The organism is Salegentibacter sp. T436 (assembly GCF_001932675.1).
GTDB lineage: Bacteria > Bacteroidota > Bacteroidia > Flavobacteriales > Flavobacteriaceae > Salegentibacter > Salegentibacter agarivorans.
The window spans coordinates 2,776,128-2,798,907 of record NZ_CP012872.1 but is presented as its reverse complement, the minus strand read 5'-3'; the positions used below and the strand labels follow the sequence as shown (position 1 = coordinate 2,798,907).

Genomic DNA, 22,780 nt, shown 5'->3' with positions numbered 1-22,780 from the left:
AAACCGAAATATCAAAGATATCTGTAATTATTGAATTAATTTTACGGATATCCGCATTAATGGTAAAAATAGGGAAATTCAGTACTTAAAGCGATTCAAGGTATAGATTCTCTACTTTGGTTCTTGCCCAGGGCGTTTTTCGTAAAAACTTTAAGCTGGATTTTATAGAGGGATCTTGCGTAAAACATTTAATATTGATGCGTTTCCCCATTTCTTCCCAGCCATATTTTGCTACCAGAAATTCTAAAATTTCGGCAAGTTTAACACCGTGTAACGGATTATTAGGTTGTTTGGATTCCATATTTAAATATAACGCACTCTTACTTTTTTCTTTTTAAGCCTGGAATTGTTAAGCGTTGAAATAAGTTCTTCAGCTTTTTCATTTGGAACAGCCACAAATGCGCAATCCTGTTTCAGTTCTATAAGTCCCAGTTCTTCTTTTTTAAGATTCCCCTGCTTTAAGAAAAGTCCAGCGATATCTCCTTTTGAAATTTTATCTTTTCTTCCTCCCGAAATAAACAAGGTAGTCTTTTCAACTACATCGGTATTGTGTTTCTTATTGTGAATTACATAATCATTTGATTTAATAAAATCTGGAAGGGTTCTTCTATCTGAAAGTACGTAAGCAATTCCCTCCTGGTGCATTCTCGCTGTACGCCCATTTCTATGGGTAAACTCTGAAGCCTTAAAGGGTAATTGATAATGAATTATAAAATCTATCTCGGGCACATCTATGCCACGCGCAGCAAGATCGGTAGCGATCAAAATTCGATGCGTTCCATTTCTAAATTTAATAAGTGATCTTTCCCGGTCTTTTTGCTCCATCCCGCCAGAAAAAATTCCGTGCTTAATATTATTTTCACCCAGGAAATCACTTACTTCAGCTATACTATCTTTTAAATTGCAAAAAATAATTCCTGAGCCTTCAGCATTTTCAGAAAGTAATTTTACAAGGCTTTGCAATTTGGTTTTTGGATTTACCTGTATGGTTTTAATTTCCAGGGATGGCTGTTCTCCTTTTAAATAATCTACTCGCTTCGGATTTTTAAGACCTACAAAACCCGGAATATCAATATTTTGCGTTGCTGAAGTCAGGATGCGTTTATCTAAACCCGTAAGCTCCCCAATAATTTCTTTCATTTCGTTTTCAAAACCTACTTCTAAAGATTTATCAAATTCATCTAAAACCAGCGCTTTAATATTTTTGGTGGAGAAAGTTTCCCTTCTAAAATGATCGGCAACCCGGCCGGGCGTACCTATTAAAATGGCGGGGGCGTGTTGCAATTCTATTTTATCTTTAGAAAAAGCTCTGCCGCCGTAAACAGCGTTTGCTTTAAAACCGGCACCCATTTCGCGGGTAACCTGTTCAATTTGAATAGCGAGTTCACGAGAAGGCACTAAAATCAAAGCCTGCACTTCTGCCAGGTCTGGATCTAATATCTCAAGTAAGGGTAATAGGAATGCCAGGGTTTTTCCCGATCCTGTTGGCGAGAGTAGCACCGTATTTTGGTTTTCGGCAATAGTTTTAAAAGCTTCCTGCTGCATAGCATTAAGCTGGGAAATCTCCAATTTGTCAAGGATTTCCTGTAAATTCTTAGTTTGCATGTTAATTGAAATAATAAAGCCTTAAACCAGACTTTAAGGGGAAACACCCCCGTTAGGAAAGATAAAAAAGAAAGGTTCAGCAATAATTAAAGATTACTGAACCTTTTATGGGTGTTGAGAATTACTCGATAATTGAGGTTTTATACTTAAATGGCTAGCGTATAAAAATTAAATAATTTATACTCTAAATACCTCGAAAGTTTGTTCGAAAGTTTACTGTTGCTTAACGCGAACAGCGTTCATACCTTTCATTCCTCGTTCCAGTTCAAAAGTTACCTTGTCATTTTCGTCAATCTCATCGATTAATCCGGTAACGTGAACAAAATATTTTTCGTTGTTTTCTGAATCTATAATAAACCCGAAACCTTTAGAATGATCAAAAAATGAGACCTTTCCGTTTCTTTGCGGATCTTCTTCTGGCATATCCTCTTTCTTAGGAACACCAATTTCTATACTTTCGGCTTCAACTTCAACTTTTTGAGAAGGATCTGGTGGAGTGTCGGTAAGATTTCCATCAGCATCTACATAAGCGATCATATCTTCAAAATTACCGCCTTTGTTAGAGTTCTCTTTGCGCTCCTGCTTCTTAGCCTCTTTTTCTTTACGCTTTTTTATTTTCTTTTTTTCTTTTTCAGTTTTACTGAATGTCTGCTGCGATTTGCCCATTAATTAATTTTAATTAGTAATTGAGTGAGTAAGCTTGAATTTTTTTCCTGAAGATTTTTGTGGTAGTAACCCGGCTTGTAATGCCATTAATCTTCAATAAATGTAAAGAATCCTGGTTAGGACACTGCTTAAACTTCTACAAAGATAAGTGATAGAAATTAAATTACTTAATTTGAAGCGAATAAATAATTTACGATTTCTTAAAACCACTGCTTCCCTCCTATTTTTTGCGCTTTTTCTTATCCCACCACACGTATAAAATAAAAATAACCAAACTTACAATAGATCCCCAGAGAAGTCCGGTTTTTAGGCCATCGGTGCTTTTACCTATAATTGCAATAAAAATAGTGAGCGGGGCAATACCTACAAGGGTTGCACCAATAAAACGCCAGTAACCCATTTTAAGAATTCCTCCCACAAAGCTAATGGCATCGTTAGAAAGAAAAGGATTTATTCTGGTAACGATTACCGCCCAAAAGCCATAATCATCAATAAAATCCTCAATTTTATTTTCGTTTTTTGGGCCTATTAACTTTTGAACAATTACCGGCCCAAAATAACGACCTATAAAATATCCTACGCTTGAAGCCGAAAAAATAGCTGCGAAAATAATTAGACTTCCAAAAAAAGGCCCATAAGCCAGTATTGAAACTACCATTAAAGCCACTGATGGAATCACGATTAAAAACATTTGCGCCACCATAGCCAGGATAAGTATTGTTGGGCCCAACCACCCAAATTGGGAAACCCACTGGGTGATACGCTCTTCATCGTTACTGGTTAACACCTCCCAGGCGTTGGAGAAAAATTCCCTTACCCCGGGAATAAAGAAATAAGCCGCTATCAAAGCAGCTATTATAATTCCAGAAACAATTAGTGGGGCTTTACTTTTTTTTACGGAGGTAGTTTCAATAGATTCGGGCATAGAATTTATTTAATCGTTTAGTTTAACTCTCAAAATATTTGCGGGTTGTCTCCTACTTTCATTAGAAATATATAGCCTATTTTCCTCATCAAAAGCAAGACCTTCAGGCTGGGGAAAAGTTTCAGGATCAAGAAGATGAATTTTCGCCTCGTTTCCATCCTGGTCCAGAATGATTAATTTTGGCTGATTTCCTTCTAAAATATATAATTCACCGGTAGTTGGATGAAACCTTATAGAAGAGGGTCTAATAATTTGGGAAGACTTCCCCCCTCTTAGATTTTGGTAAATTTCATCGCGCCCGTCTAAAGTGAAGAGTCGTTCCTTATTTACTTTTTGGATAGTAAGATTAAAGGTATAAATTCCTTTGGTTTCTTTTCTATTGTTGTATTCTTTAACCGCAAATAATAAGCGCTTATTTTTAGCATCAAATTCCAGGCTTTCAATGCCATTACTATCTAATCCAGATATTTGATAAGTATTTATTTCGGGATTATTTTCCCTAAAACCGGCTACTTTAAAAATTTTACCATCACTTCTTACAACATAAGCCGTGTCTTCTATTACTGTTATATCTTCATAATCACCGCTTTCCCCAAAAGAAATCCTGGATGTGATTTTTGAGGTTTCTATATTGAAAATAAAAATCATCCCATCTTCATCCTGAATGCAGGCAACCTCGTTATTCCCAAGGTAGCTTATGCCTGATATTTCCTGCAGGATTGGGGGTAAATTCCATTTCTCCTCAATAGTATAGGTCTTATTATCGTCGTCAAAAGATAAGTAACTGTTATTTTTAAAAGCCCAGAAAATGCACCCGGCGAGAATGAACACCCCTACCACAATACCAATTACTATTTTATTCAATTTCATATAACTCGCTCCAAGTTGATTTCTAAAATAGGTTTAATATTAAAGTCTGCCACCATAATTAAATATTATTAACACCCAGATTTTAAAATTACCAAAAAATACCGGCCGAAACTTCCCCTAAAAACCCCCTATTTGTTAAAAGTAAGTTAATTTAGTACTATTTATAGCATAGTACTGTAACAAACCAAATTCAATGGAGTCTATTAGATATAAACCTTTAAATTTTAGAAATTATGAAAACTTTTGAAACAATTAGCCGACCATTTTTTAACCAGGAAAAGAAGAACTCTAAAAGTACCTGGACCAGTAAAAGACGTTATTTAAAATAATCACTAAAAATTAGAAATCATGAAAAATTCAGTAAACCTTCGTTCATTTTTAAATCAAAGTAAGTCCAATAATCGTAGTAACTGGGAAATTAAACGCCGTTACCTTTAAACTTAACACAATGAAAATTCAGGAGTATATTAATTTAAACTGTGGAAGTATGCGAGAGCCCCAGGTTTTTGGGAAAAAACCCCGTAACAAGTTCCGTGAAAATTTTACCAGGAACACCTGGTGTTTAAACCTTAGACCTATGAGTTAACCTTAAAAACATTCGCCTTATGGAACTCAGTAAACCTTAGCCGGCACCTTAAAAAGTAGCCGGCTTTTTATTTTCAAAGATTTGGATATTGCTGAATGTCTGAATTTTAAAAAAACTTAAAATATCTTTAAAATTTAATTTTGGTTTGTATGGTATTTGTTTATTTGTATCAATTAAACCTCCTATGCTAAACAAGATTAAAAAATTTCCCAAAATAAAATGGGCTCTAATAATACTTCTAAGCCTTTTTGCTCTATTTTTTCTGTTTTTTGCAAGTATTTATTTTGGAGCCTGGGGCCAACTCCCTTCCTCTACCGAATTAAAAGAGCTTAAACAAAACAGGGCAACCGAAGTTCTGGCCAAAAACGGAGATCTTATTGGCAAATTTTATGTGTTTGATAGGCAACCTATCACCTATAAAGAACTCCCAACCCATTTAATAAATGCCCTTGTGGCTACCGAAGATGCACGGTTTTTTGAACATGATGGAATCGATAATCGAAGTTTATTACGTGTTGTTTTTAAATCAATTCTGCTTCAGGATGATTCGGCCGGCGGCGGGAGTACCATTAGTCTTCAATTAGCCAAAAATATCTACGGAAGAAAAGATTACGGTGCTTTAGGGATTGTGGTAAATAAATTCCAGGAGGCCATTATTGCCAAAAGACTGGAAGATATTTATTCAAAAGAAGAAATTATCAGGCTCTATTTTAATACCGTTCCTTTTAGTGACAACACTTTCGGAATTGAGAGTGCTTCTATGAAATTTTTTGGAAAGCATACTTCAGAAATAAATCTTGAAGAAGCTGCGGTTTTGGTAGGAACTTTAAAAGCTTCCCATTCGTATAATCCAAGGATTTTTCCTGAAAGAAGTCGGTTACGCCGGGACGTGGTTCTCGAACAAATGGGAAAATATGGATATTTAACTGAAGAAGAAGTACAGGAAGCCAAGCAACTCGAATTGGTATTAAATTATAAAAATTACAGTCACGATAAAGGGCTTGCGCCATATTTTAGGGAACAGGTTAGAAAAGATGTAAGTAAAATTCTGGATACGCTTAAAAATAAAGACGGAAAGAAATTCAATATTTACCGGGACGGTTTGAGTGTGCACACTACCCTGGATGTAAAAATGCAAACTTTAGCTGAAGAAGCCTTAAAAGGACATTTACAAAATTTACAAAAACAACACGAGGATGCCTGGGGAAGCGCAGCGCCATGGTTAACCAACCGTGAAATTGTAAACGATGCTTTAAAAAGAACTTCAGCCTGGAAAAATCTTGAGAAAGAAGGTCGTAGTGAGACTGAAATTATGGATGTTTTAACCCAGGAACATCCAACTGAATTATTCAGTTATGAAGGTACAGAAACCAAAAATATAAGTACACGAGATAGTGTTGCCCATTATCTCAAGTTCCTTAATGCGGGAATGTTGGTGGTAACCCCACAAACCGGGGCTGTACAGGCCTGGGTTGGCGGGGTAAATTTTGAACATTTTCAGTATGACCATGTTTCCCAAAGTAAGCGCCAGATAGGCTCTACGTTTAAGCCTTTTGTGTACACCGCGGCTTTAGAAAACGGTATAGAACCCTGTGAATATTTTTCGGCCCGGGAGGTCACTTATGCAAAGGGATGGACCCCTTCAAACTCCGGTAGCGAAGAAGAAGATCCGCATATGAATTACAATTTAAAAGAAGCATTAAGTAAGTCTATGAATACCATTGCGGTTAAAGTGCTTATGGAAACTGGTATTGAAAATGTTGTGAACCAGGCTAAAGCAATGGGAATTAAATCAGATTTACCCCGAGTGCCCTCTATTGCACTGGGAACTGCCTCTTTAAATTTAACCGAATTAACCGAAGCTTACACTCCTTTTGCAAATAACGGAAAAACCAGCAAAGCTTTTTATATCACTAAAATAGAAGATGGCGAGGGCAATATTTTAGCCGAATTTAAACCTGAAATTTCTGATAACAGAAGTCTTTCTGAAACCAACAGGAAGATCATGATAGAAATGATGAAAGCCACGGTAAATGAAGGTACAGCAACCAGGTTAAGAACAACTTACGGATTAAGAAACGATATTGCTGGAAAAACAGGAACTACCCAAAATAACAAAGATGGTTGGTTTGTGGGAATAACCCCAAATCTTCTAGCCGTAACCTGGGTAGGAGCTGACGATCACAGAATTGGGTTTAGAAACACTTATATTGGGCAGGGTGCTAATTCGGCTTTACCGGTTTTTGCAAAATTAATGCAGAAAATGAATAACGACCCCGACTTTAATGATATTACACAGGCAAGATTTGCACCTCTTTCTGTTGAAATTAAAGAAATGATGGATTGCGATCCTGAAAAACGCGATGGTTTCTTTAAGCGACTTTTTGGAGGTGGTGATAAAGATGAAACCAAAAAACCAGAAAAAGAAGAAAAAAAGGAAAAAAAAGGCTTTTTTAAACGACTTTTTGGTGGAAAGGATAAGGATTAAAAAAGAGACTGTTTGAAAAGTCTAATTCCGTCAAGCTGAACTTGTTTCAGCTTATAATTTGTTTAAATTATAAAATCTTAGATTCTGAAATAAATTCAGAATGACGACTTATAAAACTTTTCAAACAGTCTCAATATTTATAACATATTTCAGAAAAAATTATGCAGGAATACTATCTTTTTCCTCTCTTTTCCAGAAACGGTGTTGTCCTATAGCTTTAATAAATTCTGATGATTTATCTTTTCCTACAATCACCCCATCTTCAGCAAGGTTTTTCTTATCCAGTTTATTCCAGAAATAAGTTTCTTCAATTAAACCGTTTTCCTGGGCTGTAGCAATTGGTTTACAATGCTTGTAACCTTCGTTTAAAAAATGAATTGCTTTCGGAATTTTTTTCAGTGCCATATGGGCTTTTTCACCAACCGGAACATAAAAAGCGTCAAATACTACAGAAGCACTGGTTCTAAAAGCTTCATCTACTTTTAGTGATTTACCATCGGCGGTTTTAACTTCAGTAGAATTTGGCCCAAGAATTTTTACCATCGCCCCTTCTTTATCCAGGGCTTTCTTCATATCGTTAACCGATTTATCATCTACACCATCTGCGCATAAAAACGCTACTTTTCTGGTTGCAATATTTCCAAATCCATTGCGCATCATACTTAATGCAGGGTCTTTATCTAAAGACGGATTGCTCTTAGTAGGTTCATAACGTTCTGGATCAAAATCTGCAGGAACTCCATGATTTAATTGTGTTTTTTTCTTTGGTACAGGCATTCCCAAATTAGATGCAACTTCTTTTGCCAGTTCTTTACTTACCTCGTTTAATAAACCAAGTACTCTTTCCCTTACTTCTGCCACATCTACTTTTCCCAGTTCAAAACTGAAAGCATTAATAATGTGTTGCTGCTCAACTTCACTCTGGCTGTTAAAGAACAAAGTAGCCTGGCTAAAATGATCTTTAAAACTTTCGCTGCGTTCACGTACTTTTTTAGCATCAACTTTTTCAGGATAACTATCAAATCCGCCTTCTGCAATCTTGGCCTGGAATGGGCAGCCATTTCCTAAAGAATTTGGCTGATAACTGGTTTGTCCTTTATTTATTTGCTGACGCATATGCCCATCACGCTGGTTGTTGTGCATTGGTGCAATTGGCCGGTTAATTGGGATTTCGTGAAAGTTTGGTCCTCCCAGTCGCTTCAGTTGGGTATCGGTATAAGAGAATAACCTACCCTGGAGTAGCGGATCATTAGTAAAGTCTATTCCGGGTACAATATGGCCGGGGTGGAAGGCTACCTGTTCGGTTTCTGCAAAAAAATTATCGGGATTCCTGTCTAGCACCATTTTACCAATTTTCTTTACCGGCACCATCTCTTCCGGAACTAGTTTTGTAGCATCTAGAAGATCAAAATCAAATTTATGCTCATCTTCTTCAGGAATTAATTGAACTCCTAACTCCCACTCTGGGAACTGGCCGTTTTCTATTGCTTCCCAAAGATCTCTTCTATGGAAATCGGGATCGTTTCCTGAAATTTTTTGTGCTTCGTCCCAGGCAACTCCGTGAGTTCCTAACAATGGTTTCCAGTGGAATTTTACAAAAGTTCCTTTTCCCTCTTTATTTACAAATCTAAAGGTATGAACGCCAAAACCTTCCATCATTCTTAAACTTCTTGGAATTGCCCTATCACTCATAGCCCACATAATCATATGCATAGACTCTGGCATTAGGGAAACAAAATCCCAAAACGTATCGTGTGCTGAAGCTGCCTGCGGAATTTCATTATGTGGTTCTGGCTTTACAGCGTGAATTAGATCTGGGAATTTTATAGCATCCTGGATAAAAAACACCGGGATATTATTTCCTACCAGGTCATAATTTCCTTCTTCGGTATAAAATTTAACTGAAAAACCGCGTACATCCCGGGCTAAATCGGTTGAACCTTTAAATCCAGCCACAGTAGAAAATCTTGTAAATACCGGGGTTTTCTTAGATGGATCCTGTAAAAAACCGGCTTTGGTATATTTCTCCATAGATTCGTATACCTGGAAATATCCATGGGCTCCAGAACCGCGAGCGTGTACTATTCTTTCTGGAATTCTCTCGTGGTCAAAATGGGTGATTTTTTCTCTTAAAATAAAATCTTCCAGCAAAGAAGCGCCCCGGTCTCCAGCTTTAAGAGAGTTTTGATTATCATTAATTCTAACGCCCTGGTTGGTGGTTAAAAACTGTTCCTGGCCGTCTTCCCGATTTTTTTCCAGATCTTCATGCTTCTTATTTTTGGAAGCTTTTTTCTTTCCGTCATCTTTCATAATTATAATTTTTTATTGGTTCCTTTAAAATTCATAAATAAATGGCTGTAATAAAATTTAGCGCTGTTAAATAAATCCTATAATTACTGATGTGCTTTTGAAGCAGGTAAATATTCCGCAATTTTGAAATTCAAGAAGGAAAAAATGAAAGAAAATACTGCCAAATTCAGCAAACTGGATTACCAAATTAGCCATTGGATGTATAAATATGGGAAACCCATTTTACGATTTTCACTGGCCATAAATTTTATTTGGTTTGGAGCTTTAAAAGTGGTTTGGGATAGCCCGGCGCAGGAACTTATTGCAGCTACTGTTTTTTGGTTTGATCCTGAATTTTTTATTCCTTTTTTAGGGGTTTGGGAGGTTTTAATAGGCGTATTTTTACTCTCTAAACGCACGCTAAGGCTGGCAATTGTTTTACTGGTATTACAAATGCCCGGAACATTTTTACCTTTTATTATTTTACCTGAAGTTTGCTTTGAAAATTTTCCATTTGTGCTAACTACCGAAGGCCAGTATATTATTAAAAACCTGGTGTTAATTAGCGCAGCTATAGTAGTTGGTGGCTCGGTTAGGGAAAGGGAATTTATTGAGCGGGATGTAAAATCTGCAGATACCGATTAATTCTATTTCTTCTTCTTAAAGATTCTGAACCCGCCAGACGCCTAAGGCAGGTTCAGAAAAAAATCCCGCTTCGAAAATCTTCGCAACGAGATCTATTAGTTTGTATTTTGACTTCAACTAATATGGAGTATAATCAAGAAAAAACTTACTTGACGTAAAAACCACTTAAAATTCTTTATTAATGGCCATTCGCAATTTTCGGGAGTAATCTTCTTCCAACCAATCGCGGTAATTTTTAGTGCTCTTGCTTATACAATAAGAATATTGCTTAATGCGAGAACTAATATCATCTTTAAGCTCTTTTGCAAGGATTCTTGCATCAAAAACATCTTCAGAATTTTCTACGCACATTTTTACGTGCTGCTCCATAGACCATTCTAAGACTGCTTTAGATTTTAATCCTTTTTTAATCACTTTATCGTAAGCTTCTTCAACGTCAAAATCTACATCTTCGGTATTAGAAAATTGCTCCCTTATTTCGGGAGGCATTACGTATTTAAACTCACGCTCAATTTCTTCATCACTTAATAGATTTTCAAAATAGAAATCTGGAGCCCTAAAGATTTGTTTCCAGTCTACTGGAGAACTCCACTCTCCAAAACGAGCCAGGTTATTACCTAAATCTATCACATTGAATTCAGATTTCCCCGGTAAAACCCTGGAGCCACGACCAATCATTTGAAAATAAAGCGTTAGGGATTTTGTAGCCCGGTTCAATACAATGGTTTCTACCGTAGGTTCATCAAAACCGGTGGTAAGAATACTTACCGAAGTTACAATGGCATCAGGCGTGTGCTTAAACCATTTTAAAATATCTCTTCTATCCTGTTTACTGGTGGTATTATCTAAATGCCGAATAGGTAAACCTGCATTTCTAAAAGTCTCATAAACTTCAATAGAAGTATTAATACCATTATTAAAAATAAGGGTTTTCTTTCCCTTAGAGCGTTCGTAATAAGCTGTAAGCAGTTTTTCCTGCATGGAAATATTAGAATATAACTCTTCTGAAGATTTTACGGTATAATCTCCATTCATTCCCACTTTTAAACTGGTAAGTCCTACGTTATAGCTATAGGTATTTGCACGGGCCAAAAAGCCTTTTTCAATAAGTGAACCTATAGAATCTCCTACAATGAGTTCGCGGTAGTTATCCTTCATAGGTAATTTTATGTTAGAGCTTAGCGGCGTGGCCGTTACTCCAAGAATAAAACACTTCTCAAAAAATTTAAATAATTTCCGGAAAGAATTATAATGAGCCTCATCTATAATTACAAGCCCAATATCTTTAATTTCCAGCTTTTCATCGTGCAAGCGGTTATTTAAGGTTTCTACCATAGCCACAAAACACATATAGTCTTCCTGATCTGGTAATTCTTTAACCTTGGAATTTATAATTTTATTACGCACGCCAAACCCATCTAACATATTGGAGGTTTGCTTACACAATTCTATTCTATGAGTTAGAATAAGTACTTTCTTTTCGGTACGTTGTATATATTCACGCACCATTTGTGAAAAAATAACCGTTTTACCACCACCTGTAGGTAATTGGTAAAGCAGGTTATAATGTTCAGGATGCTTATCTATCACATTAAAGATCTTGTCTATATCTTTTTGTTGATAGTCATAAAGTTCCTTGTCAACTTTTTTGTCTTCTATTCCAAAGGTTTCCACCGCCATAATTTTTTTTCAGATCTGCAAGTTTGCAAAAATAGCTGATTTCTTAGGTTTAAAGAAATATTTACGACAGAAATACAATTTAATAATTAGGAAATGAGTAATTTTAGAATTCATTTTTTGTTCCCTCCCGAAGGTTTTATAAATCAAAACAATTGATTATGAATCAAAAAGGAAAGGGAAATGCGTTGGGATTAAAAACCATTGAAAACAGTATTCTTTTTAAAGATTTTGATAAAGAATCTTTACTATTGATTGCTTCCCAGTTTATTATAGAAAAATGGCCAGCTCATACCTGCAGTAGCTGTTATCAATTAAGACATAAATTTCATATTATAATTTCGGGCCGTTTAAAAGTTTTTAAAACAGACAAAAGGACTGGACGGGAATTTACTTTGTTTTTACTTAGAAAAAATGACTTCTTTGATGTTTTAACTTTAATTGAAGATTGCTCTCACAAATTATATTATGAGTCTTTAGAAGATGTAAAAATGTTATCTACACCTATATTAATTGTACGCCGGTGGTTAATTAAATATCCTATATTAAACCAAAGACTGCTCCCTTATTTAGGAAAACAACTTTTAAATATAGAAGAGTATGCCGTTAATCACACTCTTCTAGAAATTCCCGCTCGACTAGCCAGTCTAATTTTAAAGAATATAAATCAGGAATCAAAAAAGCTGGAATTTATTAATGACCTGTCTAATGAAGAAATTGCCAATTTAATAGGATCTACCCGCGCTGTAGTAAACAGGCACTTCCAGGAATTTAAGCATGAAGGAATATTGAAATTAGGGAGAAAAAAGATGGAAGTTATAAATTTGACCCTACTTATAAAGAAAGCGACCAACCAGTAAAAATTTATTCAATTAAATTTTGTTAAATATTATATTAGTGATACTTAAGTAGTTTTACTTCAAGTAATACTCGATTAATTTTAGAGAACAATTATTTATTAATCTCTAAATTAAATTATTATGAGAAAGTTAATCTTAAGCTTACTTTGTATTGCCTTTTTAGGGATGGCATATTCACAGAATGTAATTAAGCTAGACGAATTGAAAATGGACTTAAATCCAAAATCCCTTGAAATTGAAGAATCTTCCAATTCATTAACCTATAATGTGAGTGAAGATTATGTAGGTCAATTTCATTCCAACCCAATGAAATATGCCAGGCAAAATTTTAGCATTATGGACTTTATTACTGCCAACCGCGATAAAGAATACGATACATATCAGGTTACTTTTATCACCAATAAAGGGAATTTAAAAGTTATTTATAATAACCTGGGAGAAATTATTTCCAGTAGCCAAAAATTTATCGATATAAATTTACCTTATAATTCTTTGATAAGTGTTCTAAAAGCTAACAAGGGTTATAGCATTGTTGGCACAAAACATTTAGCATTTTCCAGGGCTGGAGGAGAAATTAATAAGGAGTTTTACAAGGTGAAGCTTGAAAATGGTAAGAAAAGTAAAACTGTAAAAATGAATATTAACAGAGACGCATCAGGCGTGGCAGTGGCAACAATTGTTGAATAACCCAATTTTTAATTTATACTCCGGAAATTAAACCATTCAACTTCCGGAGTAATTTTTTATTCAAAAATATTTGAAGACAAATACCGGTCTCCCCTATCGCAAATTATACTTACTACAATCCCTTCTTCCAACTCATTGCATAATCTAATTGCTGCAGCTGCAGCACCTCCACTGCTCATTCCGGCAAAAATTCCTTCTTCAACAGCGAGTTTTTTAGTCATTGTCACGGCCTCATCTTCACTTACTTCCAAAATTCGATCAACTCTCTCTGGTTTAAAAATTTTGGGTAAATAAGCTTCTGGCCATTTTCTAATTCCTGGAATACGGGAATCGTCCGTGGGTTGAACTCCAACAATTTGAATGTCTTTGTTTTTTTCTTTTAGATAAGTAGATGTTCCCATTATGGTACCCGTGGTTCCCATTGAGGATACGAAGTGGGTGATTTTATGTTTGGTATCGTTCCAAATTTCAGGTCCTGTAGTATTATAATGCGCCTGCCAGTTATCGTTATTACTAAACTGGTTAATCATAAAATAATCGCCACCAGCCATTTTTTCTTCGGCATAATCGCGCGCTCCTTCAATACCACCATCTGCATCAGTAAGCGTAACTTTTGCTCCATAAGCACGCATAGTTTGTACTCTTTCTATAGTAGAATTTTCTGGCATTACCAGTTCTATATCCAGTTTAAATAATCCGGCTATCATTGCCAGAGCAATTCCTGTATTACCACTAGTGGCTTCAATGAGTTTGGTTTCTTTCGTAATATCTCCCCTGTCTAATGCGCTTTTAATCATATTATAAGCGGCCCTATCTTTTACGCTTCCGCCGGGATTTTGACCTTCCAATTTAAAATATAGCTTAACCTTAGGATTTTTAATAAGCGTTTGCGCTTTTACGAGAGGCGTATTTCCTATTAGGTCTAATATAGAATCGTTCATTATTTACTCGTCTTTTTAATATTAATTTGAGGTGTATGGGAAACCATAGAATTTTTAGGTACCGAAGCGGTTAACCAAACATTTCCTCCAATAATACTATTGGCACCAATTACCGTTTCCCCACCAAGAATAGTAGCATTGGCATAAATAGTAACATTCTTTTCTATGGTGGGATGCCTTTTTATATCTTTTAGGTTACGGTCTACAAAAAGGGCGCCCAGGGTAACTCCCTGGTAAATTTTCACATTATCTTCTATTACTGCGGTTTCCCCAATCACCACTCCTGTAGCGTGGTCTATAAAAAATGGAGTTCCTATTTTCGCCCCAGGATTAATATCGGTTCCCGTAAGTCCATGGGCACATTCTGTCATTAAACGTGGAACCAAAGGAAGTCCGAATTTATAGAACTCGTGGCTAAAACGATAAATAGCAATAGCGAAAAAGCCGGGGTAAGATAAAATTACCTCTTCCAGCGAGTTTGCAGCGGGATCGTTTTCTGAAATAGCACGAGCATCTTTATTGAGTTTCTCAAGAATTCCCGGTAATCTGTCTAAATATTCCTGCCAAATATCCCGGCAGGGAGTTTTCGGTTCCCAGCAAACAAGATCTGCCAATTCTTCAAAATCTTTCCCCAGTTTTATAATATTCTCTTCTACCGGTGTTTCTTCATCAAACAACGTGTAAAAGAGGTTATTTGTAAAAGTCTCTGTTTTCTCTTTTATACTGAATTTTAAATTCGGTAGTTTCTTTTGTGCTTTTATCTGCTCTATAACCTCATTCTGGCTCATTTAAAACTATAATTTTAGAATGATAATCTTTGATTTATTCAAATGTAAACAATAGCCAGTCAAATTACATTTAAATTGCTATAAATGCTTTCAATAAGCCTATTTAATTTTTGAAATATTAAAGATTCAAGTTAATATTCTGCTAGTTAATATTTTCATAATTAACTATTAACCAGTTTATTATAAGTATATCTTTATTCTATTAATCAATAAATATAAATAAAATGGCACAGCAAGCAAATCACAAAAAGGACGATGCAAAGAAGGAGCCTAAAAAATCACAGGCAGCACCAAAAAAGCAACCAGCCAGAGAAGGAAAGCCTAAAAAATAATTTAGGTTTATTCAAAAAATCGAAATCCAGGCCACCTCAAAAGGGTGGCTTTTATATTTCAAGAAATTAAAACACATACTTTTCTCTATTGTTCGCCTGTAGTCTTAAATTTGCAACTTTTAAAAATTGAAATAGAACAGTTTGAAAGATTATTTCTACTTTTTACGAGAAAATTATAGAAAAGTCAGTTTTGGCTGGCTACTTACATTTCTATCCAGTTTTGGGCAAACTTTCCTAATTTCATTATATGTTCCAGAAATTGTAAAAGCTTTTTCAATAACCGAAGGTACTTTTGGAGCCATTTATGCAGGCTGTACGGTAGCGGCTTCAGTAATTATGCTTAGCGTGGGGCATACCGTAGACCATAAACCGGTGAAAAAAGTAACCGCGTTCACCGTGTTAAGTCTTGGACTTTCCAGTATTTTGCTAGGGCTTTCTTATCATATCGCTATACTTTTTGTTGCTTTAATAGGCTTAAGACTATGTGGGCAGGGATTAATGAGTCATATTAGTATGACCATAATTTCCAAATATTTTGATAAAAACCGCGGAAAAGCACTTAGTATTTCTTCCCTGGGATATTCTATGGGAGAAGCAGTTTTTCCAATTATTATCACTTCAATAATCGCTTTTTTTGACTGGAGAATGGCGGCAATTATAAGTGGTGTTGCCCTCCTACTCTATTTAATTCGTTTAAAATTCACAAATTTAATAGCTTTTGACCAGCAACTTTCTACCGAAGGAAAACCTTCTACCTGGTCGCTTTTGAAAGATTACAAAAGCGTGGTGGCCGATAAACGTTTTGGGATTATGATGCCTGCCAGTTTTATTTTAGGTTTTACCAACACTGCTATTTTCTTTTATCAATATGTGTTTGTGGAAGATAAAGGCTGGTCTCCGCAACTTTATGCAACATTTTTTACGGTTTATGCCATTTCCAGATTTATATTTTCCCTGGTTGGTGGCACGTGGGTTGATAAATTTACTGCGAAAAAAATGTTTAGAATATATCTTATTCCAATGACCTTAGGTCTTATTCCTTTTGCTTTAATGGATAGTATTATTGGTGCACTTTTATTCCTAATTACTGCCGGTATCACCGGCGGAATGGCGGGAACGGTTAAAACATCCTTAATTGCTGAAATTTATGGAACCGAAAAAATGGGTGCCATTCGAAGTGTTTTTACCATGTTTATGGTTATTAGTACTGCTTTAGGCCCTTTATTAGTTGGATTTATGATTGATGGCGGCTTTGATTTTAGAACAATTATCCTGGTAATATTTGCGGCAATGCTTTTAATAAGCCTTAACTCACAACGAATAAAAAATATTAGTAAAAAAGCTTCACCGCTTTAAACTAAAAGAACCTTTCAGCGTTTTAAAGCCTTCAATTTTAATATGATACCAGTAATCGTCTGACGGAAGGGAACGCCCGTCTAGGGTGCCATTCCAGTTAAAGTCTTTACCATCATCTGCTTTTATTAACTTCCCGTAGCGATCAAAAATTCTTATTTCTGAAGAAGGAAAATATTCGAGTCCGTTAATGCTGAAATCATCATTATATCCATCTGAATTTGGGGTAATAAATTTTGGGATCACAATATGCGGAAATTCCTGGATTGCTGTTTTACACGACGAAAGATCGCGCATATAAATGGTATAAATTCCGCCGGGAACCAACGTAAAAATATTTGAGGATTGAAAATTAGTACCATCTATAGAATATTCGAAATCACCTTCGTTGGCTGGGGTAATCACTATATTTTCTTCCTCTGAAATTATCGATTCAATTTCGGCAATATCAACCTGGTTAATTTCAAAGTTTTTAGTGGTAGAGCAGCCCTCAGCCGTGGTAAGAACTACGCTATAATTCCCCGCAGAATTTATTTCTATTTGTTCAGAATTCTCTCCCGTAGACCATTGATATGAAAGCCTCGGTAAACCGGCTTCCAGGATTAAACTGGCCCCGTCACAAAGTTGTAGAACTTCATCTTCAACCTGTGGAGTTTCATTTATAGTAAATTCTATCGCTGTTTTAGCACTCGGGGTACATTCTAAACCTTCATTTAAAGCTTCAACATAATAAGTACCGGGTGATTCGGGCAGATAAGAAGTGGTATTTTGCGCCAGTAAATTTTTATTTCCATCATACCAGTTCGCTACTTCATTTTCTTCAATTGTAACATTTAAAGTTGGAATTTCTTCATCACTACAAATACTCACATCACCCCCGCTTTGTGGTGGCGCAGGAGTTTTTAAAATATTTACCGTAAAAATTTCTGAAACAGAACTGCAAAGGTTTGCGTTTAAATTCACCGGATCTTCGGCTACTTTTACCCTGTAATAACGGGAAGTATTTAAGGCCGGAGTATTGTATATTCCATCATTTTCACCGGGAATATTTATCCAGGTTTGATTATCGCTACTTTCCTGCCACTGGTAGGCGTGAGTATTATACACCGAATAATCTGGAGTTGCTTCCAGGCTAAGATTTACAGGGGCTTCTTCGGCACAAATATCTATTCGGTTTTCATCATTTTGAGCAGTAACCGTAGTTAGATCGCCGCAAGATCTAAAAATTATATCGTCTATGGCAAGATCATTTCCGCAGCCGCCATCACCATTATTGAACATTTTTAGAATTACAGAATCCTGGCCTGCTTCAGTTTGAAAAGTAAGTGCATATTGCTCCCATTCCGGACTGCTTTGTGAGGGAATATTTCCTGTATTTCCTTCTTTTAATAAGTTAGCATCGTTCTCATCCCAAATTTCGAAACGTACATTTATAGGAATTCCACCATCTGGACATACCGTACTGGAACGATTGTAAATATTAATTAAATAGGCAGAAAACTCATATGTAGTGTTTTCACAAAGTCCGTTAATTTCTGTCCTGTAAAATCTGCCAGAACTAAAAGAAGCATTTACAATTAAGGCATCGCGATTTGAAATGGTGCCGTTGGGTAAACTTGAATGCCAGGAAGTAATTACCCTTCCTATTTGGCTGGACAGAGTATATTGTCCATCTTGTGGATCCTGGTTTACATAAGTATAATTCGTAGTGCCGGCGGGTAATTGCGAGACGGTTTCAAAATCTTCATAAAAAATAGGGTCACCCTTGCTCCCTTCACAAAAGCCTAACTGGGCAAAACCTGAAGTGCAAATAATAAGAAAACAAAAAAGAAAGAAAACTTTCATTAATTATAAGGTGAATCCCATAGCAAAAATCCCTGGCTTAAATCTATTTCCGGTATTAAGCTAATATTAGCTTCCAGCATCATGCTGGTTTCATTTTCCCAAATGTACACAATTACGGCGCGTCTTGAAATTGCATTTCAATTTTTTCAAACCTGTAAGCGTTTGGCCACCTCTGATTTTCGGCTTCCGCGGCTATTTTCAAAATTCTATTTTTAAAATCGGGAAGTACGCCTTCTTTCAGAATAAACTTCACCGCTTCTTCATAAGATTTGAAGATACTTTTACAAAAAGCTTCCTTTAAATTGCTTTTTTCTTCAGCAAAAGTTTGCGCAATTTCAATATTAAAAAGCATTAAATCTGCGGTTAAATGGGGTTCTACCCCAAGTTGTTGAAAATGTTTAATTTCCTTTTGGGCAATAGATCTACGGGCTTTTGGTTTGCGCCTAGTTTCAGGAAAATATTCTTTAGAAATCTTTAATTTGGCCTTCCGCATTAGTTCTTCTTCCCGCGGATTAAACACAAAATCGTAAAAAACCTTTACCGGTTTAAAACGTTCGTAGAGATCAACAATTTGCTCTTCCAGCTGCTCCTTATCTAATTCCTGAAGGTATTTTTTTAATTGGCGTTTACTCATTTAGCTGAAGTTTGTTTTCGCTATGGTCTTTTGAAGGTTTTCTGAAATTTCTAATAACCACTGCACCTGGCTACTTACCAATTGTGCTTCCTGTAACCTTAATTGTACATCTTTTTGGTCTTTTACGGGATCTTCCTTTAACTGATTTTCCCTTTCTACCAATAATTCTTTATAGGTTTTTAATAAAGCTGAAGCAGCTTTTTCTGTGCGGGCAGTGTCAAAACCTTTTAATGTTTCTTCCTCTTCTAATCCTTTTATAGCATTTTCTAAATTAGTACAAATATGGGACACAAAAACTTCAAAATTCTTAGAAGCTGCCGTAGTTTTATGATTTTGAATAAAAGTTCCCAGCGAAGCCAAAGCCGAAAGAAAAGTTTGATTTAAACCTACAATTTTATAAAGCTGCGCTAATTCTTTTTGCTTGTATTTTGGCTCCTGCGTCATTCGTTGAAAAGATGCACTTAAATTCCCCATTTCTAAAAATGCCTTTTTTCTCGAAAGTTTATAAGATGTAGGTAAAGTTCCTTTTTTATGATAAAAACTATCAATTTCTTCCAGGTATTTTTTGTTGGCGCCAATACTTTCTTTAATCACATTTTTAATATGCTGTGATTCCCAGGCCGGCCATAAAATAAAATTCCCCAAGGCAGCAAGGCCGGCTCCCAATACGGTATCTATAACCCTAAACTGAATCACATTAAAAACATCTGGTTTTAAAAGGGAATAAATAAATACAATACTCAAAGTAATAAAAACAGCTGCTGTCCGGTAGTTACGTTGAATTAGAGAAAAAGCAAGAGTAAGGGAAAACAGTCCTAAAATTCCATAAACTACCTGGTTTTTTGTTATAAAAACAATCCCCAATGCGATTACCGCACCAATTAAAGTCCCCACTATTCGCTGTTTAGACCGGTCTTTTGTGAGCCCGTAATTGGGTCGCATAATTACCACAATAGTGAGAATTATCCAGTAAGCATTTTCAAAAGAAAAATATAATCCTATGCTGAATCCTACTAAAATTACAATAGCCAGCCTTAAGGAATGCTTAAAAATTGGAGAACCAAAATTGAAGTTTTCAACAAGTATTTTAGGGTCGTAATCTTGCGGAGTAATAAATTGGGAAACTTCTTTATTTTTCAGTAAAACCGGTTCCCGGGTATCCAAATTATGTAAAACCCTAACTATGGTATTTATTTTTTGACCCTGCTTTTCTAAATAATCGAATAAATTTTGAAGCAGAAATGTTTTCTCATTATTTTCTGAAGAAATAAGCATCCTAACTTCCTGGAAATTTTCTTCTACAGCCTTTAAATATTGCCTGATTTCTTTTGTTGAAGATTTCTTTTTCTTCTCTATAACCACAGAAATTTCATCAAGCTGAAAAGCAATTTTTTTAATCAATTTTTTAAAACGCTCCAACAATTCGCGGTCTTCCTGTAAAACTTCGTCCATTTTACTGTAATCTACAGGATTGGCCATTGCCAGCTCTAAAATATCTACTAATTCAATAAAAATTAATAAGCGTTTTCGGGCATAATTTGAATTCCCCGAGGCACGCCTGGCGTTTATAAGAATATTGCGTAAACTTTCGTGCTTTTCGTTAAGATCGGTTTGAAGGATAAATAATTCCTTCTGAAGCTTTTCTCTTTTAGCGGTTTCAGTAAGTAAATGCGCCCTTGTTTTTAAGTATTTCGCGGTAAGTTCAAGACATTCGGCTAAAAGCTGTTCGGTATGGTGTTTAGGGTTTAGAAAATTCCAGATATTACTTAAAACCAAATACCATAAACCACCTCCAACAATAAGTAAACCGCGTTCCCAGGGTAGAATTTCAGTAGAAATATTTGCAAAACTTAGTACAATGGCAAATAAACCGGCAAAAGCTACCAGTGATGCCCTAAAACCGTAAACCGCGAGATAGGCAATACCAAACATTAATATTCCTAAAAATGGTAAAACAAGCCATAGATAAGCTGAAGCATAGCCCATAATTATAGAAACAATACCGGCCAGCATAGCTGCAAGAATCACCCCTATATTCCTGTGTCTAAAACTCCCGGGTATATCACTAGGAGAACTTAACAACGCGCCCATTGCGAGAACAACTCCAATTTCAAAATTCCCCAACCAAATAAAAATCCCCACAGGTGAACCTATAGCAAAAGTGAGTACCATTGCCTTAGAGAAATCGGTGCTTCTAATATATTTCAGGAATTCCTGCCAGTAAGTAAGTATAATGTTAGGCAAATCTTATGCGTTTATCGAAGCAAAGTTACGGTGTATTATAGAGTATCAACCAATAGTTTAAGAAATGATAACATTTGAAACATAAATTAGATTACGGTGCATCTTGCTACGAACTCATTCTTTTCGGTTTAATCGATTTCTTTTTCAGAAGTAAGCAGCTTAAGAAATGATTTTAAGTTTAAATTAATAATTGTGAGTTGCAGGGTTCTATTCTTAGCAGTAATTTGAACAAAAGCTGAATTTTCCTTGCCGTGATATAATTAAGAAAAATTCAGTATTAAAAATAATTAAATAGTTTAGAAATGAATAAGAGTATACTTTTAAAGAACCGCCCGAAGGGAAAACCTTCATTATCAGATTTTGAAATTACCGAAATTGAAAAGTCTTCACCAAAAGATGGAGAGATTCTATTAAAGACTAAATATATTTCAGTAGATCCATATTTACGCGGAAGAATGCGAGATGAAGAATCTTATATTCCTCCTTTTGAATTAAACGAACCCATAGAATCTATGTTGGTTGCTGAAGTTATAGAAAGCAAAAACAACGATTTTAAAACTGGAGATGTTGTAAGCGGAATGTTGAAATGGGAACTTTTTCAAACTCACACGGGTGAGAATTTGAATAAGATTGACACCAAACCAAGTGCCTACCTGGGCATTTTAGGATTAACCGGGCTAACAGCTCATTTAGCACTAAAACATATTGGGAAACCTGAAAAAGGTGAAACTCTAGTGGTTTCAGGAGCCGCCGGTGCTGTTGGAAGTGTAGCCGGACAAATTGGAAAAATTAAAGGCTGCAGAGTAGTTGGAATTGCAGGAAGTGATGAAAAGATTGATCATATAAAGGAGAAATTCGGTTACGATGAAGGCATCAATTATAAAACCACTGAAAATATGCAAAAAGCCATTGAGAAAAATTGTCCCGATGGTGTAGATGTATATTTTGATAATGTAGGTGGTGAAACCCTGGACGCAGTGATGATGAATATTAACCGTTTTGCCCGAATTATTAATTGTGGTGCCATTTCTATTTATAATGAAAAAGGCATACCTACGGGTCCGAGACTTGAAGGTATTATGATTAAAAAAAGTGCTTTAATGCAGGGCTTTTTAGTGCGTAATCATTTTGACGAATTTGAAAGTTCTATTAAAGAATTAGCAGGATGGTTAAATGAAGGAAAGCTTAAGTACGATGAAACTATTGTAAAAGGTTTCGATGAAACACCGCAGGCATTTCTAGATCTTTTTGAAGGAAAAAATACCGGAAAAATGGTAGTTGAAATTTAAGGAACACCCTCTAAATATTAGACATTAAAAAAGCGTGTTTGAAAAATTCCAAACAC

The 22,780-nt window shown here is 35.7% G+C and carries 18 protein-coding genes; 6 read left to right on the top strand and 12 right to left on the bottom strand.

What is annotated here, in order from left to right; genetic code table 11:
- Window positions 1-85 precede the first annotated feature (85 nt).
- The 5 genes from AO058_RS12235 to AO058_RS12215 form a co-directional block, all read right to left on the bottom strand.
- The gene (locus tag AO058_RS12235) at window positions 86-301 is read right to left on the bottom strand and encodes a VF530 family DNA-binding protein (protein WP_075326835.1); all 216 of its coding nucleotides are present in this window, start codon (window positions 299-301) and stop codon (window positions 86-88) included.
- A gap of 2 nt (window positions 302-303) precedes the next feature.
- A complete protein-coding gene (locus tag AO058_RS12230; protein WP_075326834.1) occupies window positions 304-1,605 on the bottom strand; it encodes a DEAD/DEAH box helicase in 1,302 nt (433 codons plus the stop codon).
- Window positions 1,606-1,818: 213 nt separating this feature from the next.
- Window positions 1,819-2,271, bottom strand: coding sequence for a cold-shock protein (locus AO058_RS12225; protein WP_037321592.1), 453 nt, complete (start codon window positions 2,269-2,271; stop codon window positions 1,819-1,821).
- A 220-nt stretch (window positions 2,272-2,491) separates the two neighbouring features.
- On the bottom strand, window positions 2,492-3,196 hold the full coding sequence (locus AO058_RS12220; RefSeq protein ID WP_075326833.1) for a TVP38/TMEM64 family protein: 705 nt from the start codon (window positions 3,194-3,196) through the stop codon (window positions 2,492-2,494).
- A 9-nt stretch (window positions 3,197-3,205) separates the two neighbouring features.
- Complete coding sequence (locus AO058_RS12215) at window positions 3,206-4,066, bottom strand: SdiA-regulated domain-containing protein (protein ID WP_075326832.1); 861 nt, start codon at window positions 4,064-4,066, stop codon at window positions 3,206-3,208.
- A 770-nt stretch (window positions 4,067-4,836) separates the two neighbouring features.
- Here AO058_RS12215 and AO058_RS12210 point away from each other — a divergent pair.
- On the top strand, window positions 4,837-7,140 hold the full coding sequence (locus AO058_RS12210) for a transglycosylase domain-containing protein (protein WP_075326831.1): 2,304 nt from the start codon (window positions 4,837-4,839) through the stop codon (window positions 7,138-7,140).
- Window positions 7,141-7,299: 159 nt separating this feature from the next.
- Here the strand turns inward: AO058_RS12210 and katE are convergent, their stop codons facing one another.
- Entirely contained in the window at window positions 7,300-9,450 is a 2,151-nt protein-coding gene (gene katE / locus AO058_RS12205; protein ID WP_075326830.1) for a catalase HPII, read from the bottom strand.
- Between the two features lie 144 nt (window positions 9,451-9,594).
- On the opposite strand from katE, the gene AO058_RS12200 reads away from it, so the two are divergent.
- Complete coding sequence (locus AO058_RS12200; protein ID WP_075326829.1) at window positions 9,595-10,074, top strand: hypothetical protein; 480 nt, start codon at window positions 9,595-9,597, stop codon at window positions 10,072-10,074.
- 165 nt (window positions 10,075-10,239) lie between these two features.
- On the opposite strand, the gene AO058_RS12195 is transcribed toward AO058_RS12200, so the two are convergent.
- Window positions 10,240-11,754 carry a DEAD/DEAH box helicase gene (locus AO058_RS12195; RefSeq protein ID WP_075326828.1) on the bottom strand — a complete coding sequence of 505 codons (1,515 nt, stop codon included), beginning with the start codon at window positions 11,752-11,754 and terminating at the stop codon, window positions 10,240-10,242.
- Window positions 11,755-11,912: 158 nt separating this feature from the next.
- On the opposite strand from AO058_RS12195, the gene AO058_RS12190 reads away from it, so the two are divergent.
- Entirely contained in the window at window positions 11,913-12,611 is a 699-nt protein-coding gene (locus AO058_RS12190) for a Crp/Fnr family transcriptional regulator (protein WP_075326827.1), read from the top strand.
- 120 nt (window positions 12,612-12,731) lie between these two features.
- Window positions 12,732-13,298 carry a hypothetical protein gene (locus AO058_RS12185; RefSeq protein ID WP_143083615.1) on the top strand — a complete coding sequence of 189 codons (567 nt, stop codon included), beginning with the start codon at window positions 12,732-12,734 and terminating at the stop codon, window positions 13,296-13,298.
- A 56-nt stretch (window positions 13,299-13,354) separates the two neighbouring features.
- Here AO058_RS12185 and cysM read toward each other — a convergent pair whose 3' ends face one another.
- Together cysM and epsC are read right to left on the bottom strand one after the other, a co-directional pair.
- Window positions 13,355-14,239, bottom strand: a complete 885-nt coding sequence (cysM, locus tag AO058_RS12180) for a cysteine synthase CysM (RefSeq protein ID WP_075326825.1) — start codon at window positions 14,237-14,239, stop codon at window positions 13,355-13,357.
- Window positions 14,239-15,027, bottom strand: a complete 789-nt coding sequence (gene epsC, locus AO058_RS12175; RefSeq protein ID WP_075326824.1) for a serine O-acetyltransferase EpsC — start codon at window positions 15,025-15,027, stop codon at window positions 14,239-14,241. The genes cysM and epsC overlap by 1 nt, the downstream gene beginning before the upstream one ends.
- A 473-nt stretch (window positions 15,028-15,500) precedes the next feature.
- Here epsC and AO058_RS12170 point away from each other — a divergent pair, with 473 nt between their 5' ends.
- Window positions 15,501-16,715: an MFS transporter gene (locus AO058_RS12170; RefSeq protein ID WP_075326823.1), complete on the top strand. Its 1,215-nt coding sequence runs from the start codon at window positions 15,501-15,503 to the stop codon at window positions 16,713-16,715.
- Here the strand turns inward: AO058_RS12170 and AO058_RS12165 are convergent.
- From AO058_RS12165 to AO058_RS12155, 3 genes are all read right to left on the bottom strand, one after another.
- Window positions 16,704-18,557 (bottom strand): T9SS type B sorting domain-containing protein, encoded by a 1,854-nt coding sequence (locus AO058_RS12165; RefSeq protein WP_075326822.1) that lies wholly within the window; start codon window positions 18,555-18,557, stop codon window positions 16,704-16,706. The two genes, AO058_RS12170 and AO058_RS12165, sit on opposite strands and share 12 nt — an antisense overlap.
- 112 nt (window positions 18,558-18,669) lie before the next feature.
- Window positions 18,670-19,191 carry a DUF6155 family protein gene (locus AO058_RS12160; protein ID WP_075326821.1) on the bottom strand — a complete coding sequence of 174 codons (522 nt, stop codon included), beginning with the start codon at window positions 19,189-19,191 and terminating at the stop codon, window positions 18,670-18,672.
- Window positions 19,192-21,435, bottom strand: coding sequence for an FUSC family protein (locus AO058_RS12155; protein ID WP_232228831.1), 2,244 nt, complete (start codon window positions 21,433-21,435; stop codon window positions 19,192-19,194). It abuts the gene before it with no gap.
- 302 nt (window positions 21,436-21,737) lie between these two features.
- Between AO058_RS12155 and AO058_RS12150 the strand changes: the two genes are divergently transcribed.
- On the top strand, window positions 21,738-22,724 hold the full coding sequence (locus AO058_RS12150; RefSeq protein WP_075326820.1) for an NADP-dependent oxidoreductase: 987 nt from the start codon (window positions 21,738-21,740) through the stop codon (window positions 22,722-22,724).
- The last annotated feature ends 56 nt before the right edge of the window (window positions 22,725-22,780 follow it).